Origin of the sequence: Scandinavium sp. UTDF21-P1B (assembly GCF_040750395.1) — a bacterium.
In the GTDB taxonomy this organism is placed as follows: Bacteria; Pseudomonadota; Gammaproteobacteria; order Enterobacterales; family Enterobacteriaceae; genus Scandinavium.
On sequence record NZ_JBFLVD010000019.1, the window covers coordinates 1 to 13,034 of the forward strand.

Here is a 13,034-nt window from a genome sequence, read left to right on the forward strand (position 1 = left end):
AAAAAAACTTTCTGACCGCTCAAATTCCAGGCTTTACGCTGGTTTTACGCCCGAATTGCGCACAAGTTGCGCGATTTCGTGGGCGAAATGGGTAACCTGCTGCCAGTCGGTATACACCACCTCTTTACTGGTATCCGTTTCGCCGCCGGTCATTTTCATTATCAGGCGGATCATCATGCGGTCATACCAGCTATAGCGCGGGTAACGCAGTGCACCAGCAAAGACGGCGCAGCGATCGGGTTCCCACGGTGAGCTCAGCAAAAACTTGCGAGTATAGTTGTTAGTCTGTGGCGTGCGCTTTTCAGGTTTGCGTGCAACCAGGTTCACGGAATAAAACGCGCTCGGCAACTGCTGCAATGCCTGCTGATTCTTTTTGACAAAGCTCTCCAGCGCGGAATGGAAATGACCGTAACGAATAGATGCGCCAATCACGACGCCGTTGTATTTCTGCCAGTCAATGCTCTCCGCACGATGCAGGTTCACCATGTCGACATCGAAAGCCTGCTCTTTTAATTCTGACGCAAGTGAAGCTGCAATCTCACGCGTTTGCCCGTCCCGGGTAGAAAAGAGAATCAATATTTTCACAAACGCTCCTGTTATTCGCGCCAGAAAGTCGGTGTAAACAGCACCAACAGCGTAAAGACTTCCAGACGACCAAACAGCATATTGGCAATCAGGATCCATTTAGCCACGGGATTCATGCTGGCGAAGTTATCCGCCACTACGCCCAACCCGGGACCGAGGTTATTCAGCGTTGCAACAACGGAAGCAAATGCTGAGAAATCGTCAACGCCCGTCGCAATGATAGCCAGCATACTGACGATAAACACCAGCGCGTAAGCAGAGAAGAATCCCCATACCGCTTCGAGTATGCGTTCCGGCAACGCACGGTTGCCAAGCTTGATGCTGTAGACGGCATTCGGGTGCACCAGGCGTTTTAATTCACGGTTTCCTTGCTTAAAGAGAAGCAGGATACGAATAACCTTCAGGCCACCGCCCGTCGAGCCCGCACAGCCACCGATAAATGCTGAACATAAAAGCAGTACCGGCAGGAACAACGGCCAGCGCGCAATGCTGTCCGTGGTAAATCCTGCGGTTGTCGCCATCGACACCACCTGGAAGAACGCCTGGTTGAGCGTTGTGAGCGCCGAGTTATAGACATCGTGGAACCACAACACCAGCGTACAAATGATAACCAGCGTTAGCTGCACGCCAATAAACATGCGAAATTCCGGGTCGCGCCAGTACACCTTCAAATTGCGACCGCTTAATAAAGAGAAGTGCAGGCCATAGTTACAGCCCGAGATCAGCAAGAAGATAGCAATAATGCTGTTGATGGTAGGACTGTTGAAATAACCCACGCTGGCATCGTGCGTAGAAAAGCCGCCGATAGCGATGGTGGCAAAGCTATGACCAATGGCGTCGAACGCAGGCATCCCGGCAAACCACAGAGCCAGCGCACAAGCGACGGTCAGCAGAACATAAATCAGCCACAGCGTTTTCGCCGTTTCGGCAATGCGCGGGCGCATCTTATTATCTTTCAACGGCCCCGGCATTTCTGCACGATAGAGCTGCATCCCCCCAACGCCAAGAATAGGCAGGATGGCCACCGCCAGCACGATGATCCCCATCCCGCCAAACCATTGCAGCATCTGCCGGTAGAAAAGAATCGCGTGGGGTAAAGAATCCAGGCCCACCAGCGTGGTTGCGCCGGTCGTTGTCAGGCCAGAGAAAGATTCAAAGAAGGCATCAGTGATGGTCAGATTAGGCTGTTCGGCAAAGATAAACGGCAGCGCACCGACGCTGCCCAGCACGGTCCAGAACAGCACAACAATCAGAAACCCTTCGCGGGATTTCAGCTCCCCTTTTTGCTTACGGTTCGGCCACCACAGCATCGCGCCAATCGCCAGCGCGACGAAAAAGGTCTGGGTAAATGCCCGCCCGGCCCCGTCTTTATAGATCAACGCAACCAGCCCAGGCACAATCATGGTGCCTGAAAACAGAATGACCAGCAGGCCGACGATTCGGGTTATGGCACGAAAATGCATCTCTGCCGCTTCCTTTGATAAGCAAAAAGTAGACCGGGGATTATTCGTCAATCCTGCATAATTGCAATGAACCGCGACTAAAATCCGCCAGCTTTGCGGAAAAAGCCGTCAGTTCGGCCTGCGGAAGTGCCACCTTAAGATGCACATCGGCCTGATAATCGCTGCTGACGATTTTCCCGGAAAATTGCGCCAGAAGCGCCTCGATACCGGACAGCTGTCCGTAATCGCACTGCAAAGTATATTCGGTTAACGGCATCTTGCGCTGCGTGGTGAGCTCCGCCAGCGCCTGATGCACGCCGCCGCCGTAGGCTTTCACCAACCCGCCTGTCCCCAGTAAAATTCCGCCGTAGTAACGAACCACTACAGCGGTAATTTCACCGATGCCGCTGCCCATCAGCTGTGCCAGCATCGGCTTGCCTGCCGTTCCGGCCGGTTCCCCGTCATCTGAGAACCCAAGCTGTTGCGAATCGTTGGGCGGCCCGGCGACCCACGCCACGCAGTGGTGGCGCGCATCCGGATGCTCAGCCCTGACGGACTCGACAAACGCTTTCGCCGCGTCCACTCCCTCAGTATGGGCAAGCAGCGTAATGAAGCGGCTTTTTTTGATCTCTTCGACCACGGTCACCGGCGCAGCCGGGATGAGCCAGCTGTCCATCAGGCCAGCTTCAGATCCCGGGTCATGTTTTCAATACTGTTCTCGTGGATCACGACGTTATCTTCGATACGAATACCGCCGAATGGCTTCATTGCTTCAATTTTCTGCCAGTTGAAGTGCTTGCTGAATTGCCCTTCACGCCACGGCGCCAGCAGGGATTCAATAAAGTAGATGCCCGGCTCGATAGTCAGCACCATGCGCAGTTGCAGAATGCGGGTGCAGCGCAGATACGGGTATTTCGACGGCGCTGCCAGATGCGTGCCGGTATCATCCTGCATAAACCCGGCTACGTCGTGTACCTGCAGGCCCAGTGGATGGCCGATGCCGTGCGGCATAAATGGCCCTGTCAGATCGTTTTCGACCATAGCTTCTTCGCTCATATCGGTCACAATCTGATGCTTACGCAGCAGCTTAGCGATGCGCTGATGGAACTGGACGTGGTAGTCAACATAGCTCACACCCGCTTTCAGTGTGTCGATAAGCGCCAGCTGTTCAGCGTTCACATCTTTAATCAGTTGAGCAAACTCGGTATCGCTGTTACCCGCCCACGTACGGGTCAGGTCGGCCGCATAGCCGTTGTATTCGGCACCGGCGTCCAGCAGGAAACTGCGCATCTCAGACGGCGCGCGATGATCAAGTTTGGTGTAGTGCAGAACCGCAGCGTGCTCATTCAACGCGACGATATTGCCGTAAGGCACATCGGTGTCACGATGGCCCGTTGCTGTCAGGTACGCCTGATTGATGTCGAATTCACTCATCCCGGACAGGAATGCTTCCTGCGCCGCTTTGTGTCCGTTCACCGCCGTTTTCTGCGCTTCGCGCATGCAGGAAAGTTCGTAGTCGGTTTTATAAGAGCGGTAGTAGTGCAGGTAATCAATCACCCCTTTCGGATTAATGTTCGCTGCCGCAATATCCAGACCCAGCGCGCGTTCCGCCACAGGCCCAATATAAGCAACGTTGCCGCGCGCCGCAGGCAGCTGGCTGCCGATGCCGTCCGCTTTAGGCAGGGCGATAACCTCAACCTCTTCAGTCCAGAACGAAGTCGGAAGCGGTTCCACGTTGTGCCAGTAATCCACCGGCAGGTAGAACCACAGCTTCGGCTTGTTCACACCGTCCACCAGCAGCCAGCAGTTTGGCACCTGCGTGACCGGCACCCAGGCCTTGAACTGTGGGTTCACTTTGAACGGATAGGCGTGATCGTCAAGAAAGACGTTGAACAGCTCGCCGGAATGAATCAGTAAGGCGTCGAGCTTAAATTTTTCCAGTACGTTACGCGTGCGCTCCTGTAACGTAGCAATATGATTCTTATAGAGTGTGGCCAGTGAATCCATGTTTTACCCTTCTCTTTTTTTGAGGCGAATTCCCGCATCTTAGCACATCGGTTTCACCCTGCGTGATTTCTGCCGAGCGTGATCCAGACGTCATTTTCTTAATGACTAATTTGCATTTTATTAACATAAAATCCACACTCCGTCTCATCTGGTAAGACCAGTAACTCTACTGGATTCAGGAGACTGACATGCTCTACAAAGGCGACACCCTGTACCTCACCTGGCTGGAAGATGGCATTGCCGAACTGGTGTTCGATGCCCCCGGCTCGGTTAACAAGCTCGATACCGCAACCGTAGCCAGCCTTGGCCAGGCGCTGGACGTCCTCGAAAAACAGCAGGATCTGAAGGGCTTACTGCTGCGCTCCGAAAAAGCCGCGTTTATCGTCGGTGCGGACATTACCGAATTCCTCGGCCTGTTCCAGGTGCCACAAGAACAGCTGAGTCAGTGGCTGCATTTTGCCAACAGCGTATTTTGCCGGCTGGAAGATCTTCCCGTCCCGACTATTTCCGCCATCAACGGCTACGCGCTGGGTGGCGGCTGTGAATGCGTACTGGCAACCGACTACCGTCTGGCAACACCAGATCTGCGCATTGGCCTGCCGGAAACGAAGCTTGGCATCATGCCTGGCTTCGGCGGCTCTGTGCGTTTACCGCGCCTGCTGGGTGCCGATAGCGCACTGGAAATCATCGCCGCCGGGAAGGATGTGGGTGCAGACGAAGCACTCAAGATCGGCCTGGTTGACGGCGTAGTGAAGCCAGAAAAATTGCGTGAAGGTGCCATCGCTATTCTGCGTCAGGCCATCAGCGGCGATCTGGACTGGAAAGCCAAACGTCAGCCAAAGCTCGAGCCGCTGAAGCTCAGCAAAATTGAAGCCACCATGAGCTTCACCATCGCCAAGGGCATGGTGATGCAGACGGCAGGCAAGCATTACCCGGCACCCATCACTGCCGTAAAAACCATTGAAGCCGCAGCCCAATTAGGCCGTGACCAGGCGCTGGTACTTGAAAACCAGAGCTTTGTGCCGCTGGCGCATTCAAAAGAGGCTCGTGCACTGGTTGGCATTTTCCTTAACGACCAGTTCGTCAAAGGACAGGCGAAGAAGCTGACCAAAAACGTCGACACCCCGAAACAGGCCGCCGTGCTTGGTGCCGGGATCATGGGCGGCGGCATTGCTTACCAGTCGGCCTGGAAGGGCGTGCCGGTGATCATGAAGGACATCAACGATAAATCGCTGACCCTCGGGATGAACGAGGCTGCCAAGCTGCTGAACAAACAGCTGGAGCGCGGTAAAATCAATGGACTGAAGCTCGCGGGTGTAATCTCCACTATTCACCCGACACTCGACTACGCCGGATTTGATCGCGTGGATGTCGTGGTTGAAGCCGTTGTGGAAAATCCAAAAGTCAAAAAAGCGGTACTGGCTGAAACGGAAGAGAAGGTTCGTCCGGACACCGTCCTGGCCTCCAATACCTCCACCATTCCTATCGGTGAACTGGCAAGCGTGCTGCAACGCCCGGAAAACTTCTGCGGCATGCACTTCTTCAACCCGGTGCATCGTATGCCGCTGGTCGAAGTGATTCGCGGCGAGAAAACCTCTGACGAAACCATCGCCAAAGTGGTCGCCTGGGCCAGCAAAATGGGCAAAACGCCAATTGTGGTCAACGACTGCCCGGGCTTCTTCGTCAACCGCGTACTGTTCCCTTACTTTGCCGGTTTCAGCCAGCTGCTGCGAGACGGTGCCGACTTCCACAAAGTCGACAAAGTGATGGAGAAAGTCTTCGGCTGGCCGATGGGCCCGGCGTATCTGCTGGACGTGGTAGGTATTGATACAGCGCATCATGCACAAGCCGTGATGGCCGCCGGATTCCCGCAGCGCATGCAGAAAGATTATCGCGATGCCATCGACGTGCTGTTTGAAGCCAGCCGCTACGGTCAGAAAAACGGACTCGGCTTCTGGCGCTACAAAGAAGACAGTAAGGGTAAACCGAAGAAAGAAGAAGACGCCGCCGTTGAAGCGCTGCTGGCAGAAGTCAGCCAGCCGAAGCGTGACTTCAGCGACGAAGAGATCATCGCCCGCATGATGATCCCAATGGTCAACGAAGTGGTGCGCTGTCTGGAAGAAGGTATTATCGCCACGCCGGCAGAAGCCGATATGGCGCTGGTTTACGGCCTCGGCTTCCCTCCGTTCCACGGCGGTGCCTTCCGCTGGCTGGATACGCTTGGCAGTGCGAAATACCTCGATATGGCGCAGCAATATCAGCATCTCGGCCCGCTGTACGAAGTACCGGAAGGCCTGCGTAGCAAAGCACGCCACAACGAAGCATATTATCCACCGATTGAACCTGCCCGTCCGGTGGGTGAGCTGAAAACGGCTTAAGGAGTCACAATGGAACAGGTTGTCATTGTCGATGCAATTCGTACCCCGATGGGCCGTTCAAAAGGCGGCGCATTCCGTAACGTGCGTGCAGAAGACCTCTCCGCACATCTGATGCGTAGCCTGCTTTCCCGTAATCCTTCTCTGGATCCGGCGGCGCTCGATGATATTTACTGGGGCTGCGTGCAGCAGACCCTGGAACAGGGCTTCAACATCGCCCGTAACGCTTCACTGTTGGCCGAAATCCCGCATTCCGTTCCGGCAGTAACCGTCAACCGCCTGTGCGGATCGTCCATGCAGGCGCTGCACGACGCAACCCGCATGATCATGACCGGTGATGCGCAGGCCTGCCTGCTCGGCGGCGTCGAACACATGGGTCACGTACCGATGAGTCACGGCGTGGATTTCCATCCCGGCATGAGCCGCAATGTGGCAAAGGCGGCCGGGATGATGGGTCTGACGGCGGAAATGCTGTCGCGCCTGCACGGCATCAGCCGTGAAATGCAGGATCGGTTTGCCGCCCGCTCTCACGCCCGCGCATGGGCAGCCACGCAGTCGGGCGCGTTTAAAAATGAAATCATCCCGACCGGCGGGCACGATGCCGACGGCGTGCTGAAGCAATTTAACTACGACGAAGTGATCCGTCCGGAAACCACGGTCGAAGCGCTCTCGGCTTTACGCCCGGCCTTCGATCCAGTCACAGGAACGGTTACCGCAGGCACCTCATCAGCGCTTTCCGATGGCGCTGCCGCAATGCTGGTCATGAGCGAAAGCCGCGCCCGCGAACTGGGACTGAAAGCGCGTGCACGTATTCGTTCCATGGCAGTCGTGGGCTGCGACCCGTCCATTATGGGCTACGGTCCGGTTCCGGCGTCGAAGCTGGCGCTGAAGAAAGCCGGATTGTCGACCAGCGATATCGACCTGTTTGAAATGAATGAAGCGTTCGCCGCGCAGATCCTGCCGTGCATTAAAGATCTGGGGCTGATGGAGCAGATCGACGAGAAGATCAACCTCAACGGCGGCGCGATTGCTCTCGGCCACCCGTTAGGCTGCTCCGGTGCCCGCATCACCACCACGCTCCTGAACCTGATGGAACGCAAAGATGCCCAGTTTGGTCTGGCAACAATGTGTATCGGACTCGGTCAGGGGATTGCGACGGTGATAGAGCGCGTCTGAGACAGCAAAAGCCGGGGCGATGCCCCGGCTTTGAAAGGGTAATGCGTAAGAGTAATACTGTTTAGTTGCCGTTTTTCCCGCCTGTCAGGGGCGGGTTTTTTATTTCTGCTTTTTCGCTGTTAAATAAACGCGAATGCATCACCAAACAGACGATCTTCACGCGCGCCGCGCTCATTGCAGAACAGGTCACGGGCAATTTTTGCCATCTCAAAACGACCGGCGATATAGATATCGTGCTCTGCCAGCGTACCGTAATCCTGCAGCACTGCGGTCAACACGGTTCCGGAACGCCCGCGCCAGCCCTCTTCCGGCTGTTCAACCACCGGCTCAACGCGCAGGTTTGGATGAGTCACGCTCAGCGATTCCAGTTCGGACAGGTCATACAGATGCTTCTCTTCGCGACCGCCCCAGTAAATAGCAATCTCGCGGTTTGGGTTCTGCGCCAGCGCGGCCAGCAGAATTGAGCGTACATAGGAGAAGCCAGTCCCGCCGGCAATCAGCACCAGCGGGCGCTCTTCATCGTCGCGCAGCCAGGCTTCACCGTGAGGCATATCGACGACAATTTCACGCTCTTTGAGGATCCTGTCCATCACCGCCATCGCGTACAGATTCAGCTCGGAGGCGCCAATGTGCAGCTCGATGCTGTTCTGCTCAGCAGGCGTAGAGGCCATGGAGAACGGGCGCTTGTCGCGCTCATCCATCACCACCATCAGATACTGTCCCGCGCGGAAGGAAAAGGCCGCTTCCGGTTCTAAACGAACGCGGTATACCGTGTCGGTAATGGCATCTACCGAAGTGACTTTACAGCTTAAGGTTGTCATGCGCTCCCTCTGTCGGGTCTATAAGCAAACACGGCGGCGCTCAGGCGCTCTTGCCGTCGTTAAAGATGGCCAGCTCATCCCAAATGGCGTCGATGCGTGCCGTCACTTCGGGATCTTTCTTGATCGGACGTCCCCACTCGCGTTGGGTTTCACCAGGCCACTTATTGGTGGCATCCAGCCCCATTTTCGAGCCCAGGCCGGAAACCGGCGAGGCAAAGTCCAGATAATCAATCGGCGTGTTTTCTACCAGCACCGTATCACGGGCCGGATCCATACGCGTGGTGATGGCCCAGATAACGTCGTTCCAGTCACGGGCGTTCACGTCATCATCGCAGACAATCACAAATTTGGTGTACATAAACTGGCGCAGGAACGACCAGACGCCCATCATCACGCGTTTGGCATGCCCGGCGTACTGTTTTTTCATCGTTACCACCGCGAGGCGGTAGGAACACCCTTCCGGTGGCAGATAAAAATCAACGATTTCCGGGAACTGCTTTTGCAGAATCGGCACGAAGACTTCGTTCAGCGCAACGCCCAACACCGCAGGCTCATCCGGCGGACGGCCAGTATAGGTTGAGTGGTAAATAGCATCTTCGCGCTGGGTCACATGGGTAACGGTAAATACCGGGAAGCTATCGACTTCATTGTAATAACCCGTGTGGTCGCCATAGGGCCCTTCCGGCGCCATTTCGCCCGGCTCAATGTAGCCTTCCAGCACAATTTCAGCGCTGGCAGGCACTTCCAGATCGTTCGACAGGCATTTCACTACTTCCGTTTTGGTGCCGCGAAGCAGACCTGCGAAAGCATATTCTGACAGCGTATCCGGCACTGGCGTGACCGCGCCGAGAATTGTCGCCGGATCGGCGCCGAGCGCCACGGATACCGGGAACCGCTCACCCGGGTGAGCCGCGCACCACTCCTGGAAATCCAGCGCGCCGCCACGATGGGAAAGCCAGCGCATGATAAGTTTGTTCTTGCCAATCAGCTGCTGGCGATAAATACCCAGATTCTGGCGATCTTTGTGCGGACCGCGGGTCACCGTTAAACCCCAGGTGATCAGCGGCGCGGCGTCTTCCGGCCAGCAGGTCATGATGGGAATGCGGGTTAAATCGACGTCATCGCCCTGCATTACTTTTTGCTGGCAGGGCGCGCTACGCAGGCGTTTGGTCGGCATGTTCAGGACTTGCTTAAACTGCGGCAGCTTGTCGAACAGATCCCGGAAGCCCTTCGGCGGCTCCGGCTCCTTCAGAAACGCCAGCAGTTTTCCCACTTCACGCAGCGCACTGACCTCTTCCTGCCCCATCCCCAGCGCCACCCGGCGCGGTGTGCCGAACAGGTTGCACAGCACTGGCATGTCATAGCCCTTCGGATTCTCGAACAGCAGCGCCGGACCGCCCGCACGCAATGTGCGATCGGCAATTTCGGTGATTTCCAGATGAGGATCAACCGGCAGAGAGATACGTTTCAGCTCGCCCTGCTGTTCCAGCTGTGTCAGAAAGTCGCGTAAATCATGGTATTTCATGGGGTCAGTCATGGCCTCTTTGTAAGCGCCTCATTATACGGCCTTCGGGCGCGGGATGCTGTAATTTTGTTAAATTCGCGTGAATTCCTGGCACCTGAAACGGCGACAATCCCTTTCGCTATCGGGCCTGGCTTTTGTTATGCTTCCCCACAGATTCACGGAAAAGAGCCATTATGCAAGCCTGGTATTTACTGTACTGCAAACGCGGGCAACTTCAGCGTGCCCAGGAACACCTTGAGCGCCAGGCGGTGAATTGCCTGATGCCGACTATTGCTCTGGAAAAAATCGTCCGGGGTAAGCGTACTACCGTGGATGAGCCGCTGTTTCCCAACTATCTGTTTGTGGAGTTTGACCCGGAAGTCATTCACACCACCACCATCAACGCCACCCGCGGCGTCAGCCATTTTGTTCGTTTTGGCATGCAGCCTGCAACGGTGCCTTCGGATGTCATTCATCAGCTCTCCATTCATAAGCCTGAAGGAATCACCGATCCGCAAACGCCCTATGCGGGCGATGACGTGGTGATCACTGAAGGCGCCTTCGAAGGGCTACAGGCTATTTTCACCGAGCCTGACGGCGAAGCACGCTCCATGCTGCTGCTTAATCTGCTGAATAAACAGGTATTACAGAGCGTGAAAAACACCGATTTCCGCAAAGTCTGACGTTAAAAATCTATCCCAAACAAGCGCTTCACATTTTCATCAGTACGTATGGAAAGTGCCTGTGCATCTTCTCCGCGCCATTGCGCAACGCGTTGTATAATATGCGGCAGATGCGCGGGTTCATTACGACGGGAAGCAGGTTTAGGCGACAAATCTCGCGGTAGCAGCCATGGTGCATCGGTTTCCACCATCAGCCGGTCGGCAGGAATGAGCGGCAGCATGTCCCGCAGCCCGAGCCCCCGCCGCTCATCGCACACCCACCCCGTAATACCGATATAAAGGCCGTGGTTAAGGCAATCCACAAGCTCTTCTCGCGTTCCGGTAAAGCAGTGGAGAACGGCACCGGGCAGCTTATCAAGCCAGGGTTTTAATAACGTCATGAACCGCTCATGCGCTTCACGGCAATGCATAAAGACAGGCATATTCAGCTCAGCTGCCAGCACCAGCTGAGCGCTGAACGCCGCTTCCTGCTCATCGGGAGTGGAGAAGTTACGGTTAAAATCGAGCCCACATTCCCCCACAGCTACCACGCCGGGCAGCTGAGCCAGGCGACGAATTTTCTCTTCCACAGCCAATGACCAGCGGCTGCTGTCATGCGGATGAACGCCCACCGTTGACCAGCATCGGGTATAGCGCTGCGCCAGTTGCTGCGCGGCTTCGCTTTCTTCAGGATTCGTGCCGGTTATCAGCATCCCACTAAGGCCTGCTGAAAATGCAAGGGCTACCACTTCATCACAATCATGGGAAAACTGGGCACTGGTAAGGTTAACGCCAATATCAAACATGGTGACTCCATACAACAACCGCCCTTTCGGGCGGCTGGATTACTCTTCTTTTTCGGCGGCTTCGTTTTCCGCCGCTGCGTCTTCATCACGCGACAGTCGTTTGCCGGTGTAGAAGCGGGCAAAGAACACCCCGACTTCAAACAGACAGTACATCGGGATGGCCAGCAGCGTTTGCGAGAACACATCCGGCGGCGTTAACAGCATTCCGACAACGAACGCGCCAACCAGTACATAGGGGCGCTTCTTGCGCAGATCGTCCGGCGTGGTAACGCCAACCCAGCACAGCAGCACGATGGCCACAGGCACCTCAAACGCCACGCCGAAGGCCATAAACAGCCCCATGACGAAATCGAGATAGCTGCGGATATCCGTCGACACCTGTACGCCAACCGGCGCGGTGTGCGTCAGGAAACCAAACGCCAGCGGGAAGACAACAAAGTAGGCGAACGCCATACCGATATAGAACAGCAACGTGCTGGACACCAGCAGCGGCACCACCAGACGGCGTTCATGCTTGTACAGCGCCGGGGCAACAAACGCCCACACCTGATACAGAATCACGGGAGCCGAAAGGATCACCGACACCATGAACGTCAGCTTAATCGGCGTAAAGAACGGCGACGCCACGTCGGTGGCAATCATCGTTGCCCCGGCCGGCATCTGGTTGATCAGCGGTGCAGAGACCAGCTGATAAATGTCGTTAGCAAAGTAAACCAACGCCAGGAAAATCACGAATACCGCGATGATGCAGTTGATGAGGCGCTTACGCAGCTCAATCAGATGTGCAATCAGCGGTTGAGTCTCTTCTACGCCCATGGTTACGGTTTATCGCTGTTTGCAGGGGAGGAATCGGAAGCCGGTGCGGCCGCTGGCGATTTCATTTTGGCCTCGGTCACAGCGGAATCCGGCGCTTTTTCGACGGTTTCAGCCGGTGCCTGAGGCTCAGCGCTGGCCTGATGTTCCGCCGTCACCGGCGTCACGCCTTCGCGCTGGGCTTCGCTACCCTTCACCAGTGGATTCAGAATGGTGTTGGCTTCATCGCCTGCACGCTCCGCATCATGCTGAGTGTAAGAACGCTTCATGGACTCCGCCGCTTCGCGCAGTTCGTCCATCGACTCTTTCAGCTCAGGAGAAAGGTTACCGATGCTCGCCTTCTCCACCTTCTTCAGGCTGTCCTGAAACTCCTGGAGCTTCAGTTCCTGAGCCAGTTCATTTTGCACCGTCGTCGCCAGCGAGCGAATCGCCCGGATCCAGCCTGCAACGGTTTTCACAGCCACAGGTAAACGCTTAGGCCCAAGGACAATCAGGCCAATAACGAAGACCAGCAGCAGTTCACTGAAACCAATATCGAACACGAATTACACCTGCTCTTTATTGTGGCGTTTTGCATCGTCTTTGCTGGCGTCATCCTGCTTTTCGGAAAGCGATTTCGCCGGGAAATCAGCATCCTGTGCAGATGACTCTTTTTTATCCTGCTTGTCGTCATCATCACCCATGGCTTTTTTGAAGCCTTTGATAGACGCGCCCAAATCGGAACCCAGTGAACTCAGCTTTTTCGTCCCGAAAAGCAGAACCACAATCACGACGATAATTAACAACTGCCAAATACTGATACCACCCATACCTCTTCCTCCGTGTCAGATGATAGTGAAAAAC

Annotated in this window: 13 protein-coding genes; 3 read left to right on the forward strand and 10 right to left on the reverse strand. The window is 55.6% G+C overall.

Features of this window, described 5'->3' with window-relative positions; genetic code table 11:
• Window positions 1-33: 33 nt before the first annotated feature.
• From hemG to pepQ, 4 genes are read right to left on the reverse strand one after another with little or no spacing between them, the layout of a single operon-like run.
• Window positions 34-585: a menaquinone-dependent protoporphyrinogen IX dehydrogenase gene (hemG, locus tag AB1287_RS16605; RefSeq protein ID WP_435618478.1), complete on the reverse strand. Its 552-nt coding sequence runs from the start codon at window positions 583-585 to the stop codon at window positions 34-36.
• 11 nt (window positions 586-596) lie between these two features.
• Window positions 597-2,048 carry a Trk system potassium transporter TrkH gene (trkH, locus tag AB1287_RS16610; RefSeq protein WP_312628837.1) on the reverse strand — a complete coding sequence of 484 codons (1,452 nt, stop codon included), beginning with the start codon at window positions 2,046-2,048 and terminating at the stop codon, window positions 597-599.
• A gap of 40 nt (window positions 2,049-2,088) precedes the next feature.
• A complete protein-coding gene (locus AB1287_RS16615) occupies window positions 2,089-2,703 on the reverse strand; it encodes an IMPACT family protein (protein WP_435618479.1) in 615 nt (204 codons plus the stop codon).
• The gene (pepQ, locus tag AB1287_RS16620) at window positions 2,703-4,034 is read right to left on the reverse strand and encodes a Xaa-Pro dipeptidase (protein WP_435618480.1); all 1,332 of its coding nucleotides are present in this window, start codon (window positions 4,032-4,034) and stop codon (window positions 2,703-2,705) included. The genes AB1287_RS16615 and pepQ overlap by 1 nt, the downstream gene beginning before the upstream one ends.
• Window positions 4,035-4,222: 188 nt before the next feature.
• Between pepQ and fadB the strand changes: the two genes are divergently transcribed.
• Entirely contained in the window at window positions 4,223-6,412 is a 2,190-nt protein-coding gene (gene fadB / locus AB1287_RS16625; RefSeq protein WP_435618481.1) for a fatty acid oxidation complex subunit alpha FadB, read from the forward strand.
• A 9-nt stretch (window positions 6,413-6,421) separates the two neighbouring features.
• Window positions 6,422-7,585, forward strand: a complete 1,164-nt coding sequence (gene fadA, locus AB1287_RS16630) for an acetyl-CoA C-acyltransferase FadA (protein WP_435618482.1) — start codon at window positions 6,422-6,424, stop codon at window positions 7,583-7,585.
• Window positions 7,586-7,704: 119 nt separating this feature from the next.
• Here the strand turns inward: fadA and fre are convergent, their stop codons facing one another.
• The gene (gene fre, locus AB1287_RS16635) at window positions 7,705-8,406 is read right to left on the reverse strand and encodes an NAD(P)H-flavin reductase (protein ID WP_312628827.1); all 702 of its coding nucleotides are present in this window, start codon (window positions 8,404-8,406) and stop codon (window positions 7,705-7,707) included.
• A 40-nt stretch (window positions 8,407-8,446) separates the two neighbouring features.
• Window positions 8,447-9,931 carry a 4-hydroxy-3-polyprenylbenzoate decarboxylase gene (gene ubiD, locus AB1287_RS16640; RefSeq protein ID WP_312628825.1) on the reverse strand — a complete coding sequence of 495 codons (1,485 nt, stop codon included), beginning with the start codon at window positions 9,929-9,931 and terminating at the stop codon, window positions 8,447-8,449.
• 173 nt (window positions 9,932-10,104) lie between these two features.
• Here ubiD and rfaH point away from each other — a divergent pair, with 173 nt between their 5' ends.
• The gene (rfaH, locus tag AB1287_RS16645; RefSeq protein WP_312628824.1) at window positions 10,105-10,593 is read left to right on the forward strand and encodes a transcription/translation regulatory transformer protein RfaH; all 489 of its coding nucleotides are present in this window, start codon (window positions 10,105-10,107) and stop codon (window positions 10,591-10,593) included.
• A gap of 2 nt (window positions 10,594-10,595) precedes the next feature.
• On the opposite strand, the gene tatD is transcribed toward rfaH, so the two are convergent.
• Genes tatD through tatA form a run of 4 tightly spaced genes read right to left on the reverse strand, consistent with a single transcriptional unit; the run spans window position 10,596 to window position 13,000 of the window.
• A complete protein-coding gene (gene tatD, locus AB1287_RS16650; RefSeq protein ID WP_435618483.1) occupies window positions 10,596-11,378 on the reverse strand; it encodes a 3'-5' ssDNA/RNA exonuclease TatD in 783 nt (260 codons plus the stop codon).
• A gap of 39 nt (window positions 11,379-11,417) precedes the next feature.
• Window positions 11,418-12,194 carry a Sec-independent protein translocase subunit TatC gene (tatC, locus tag AB1287_RS16655; RefSeq protein ID WP_312628821.1) on the reverse strand — a complete coding sequence of 259 codons (777 nt, stop codon included), beginning with the start codon at window positions 12,192-12,194 and terminating at the stop codon, window positions 11,418-11,420.
• Window positions 12,195-12,196: 2 nt separating this feature from the next.
• Entirely contained in the window at window positions 12,197-12,733 is a 537-nt protein-coding gene (gene tatB / locus AB1287_RS16660) for a Sec-independent protein translocase protein TatB (RefSeq protein WP_312628820.1), read from the reverse strand.
• Window positions 12,734-12,736: 3 nt separating this feature from the next.
• The gene (tatA, locus tag AB1287_RS16665) at window positions 12,737-13,000 is read right to left on the reverse strand and encodes a Sec-independent protein translocase subunit TatA (RefSeq protein WP_435618484.1); all 264 of its coding nucleotides are present in this window, start codon (window positions 12,998-13,000) and stop codon (window positions 12,737-12,739) included.
• Window positions 13,001-13,034: the final 34 nt, after the last annotated feature.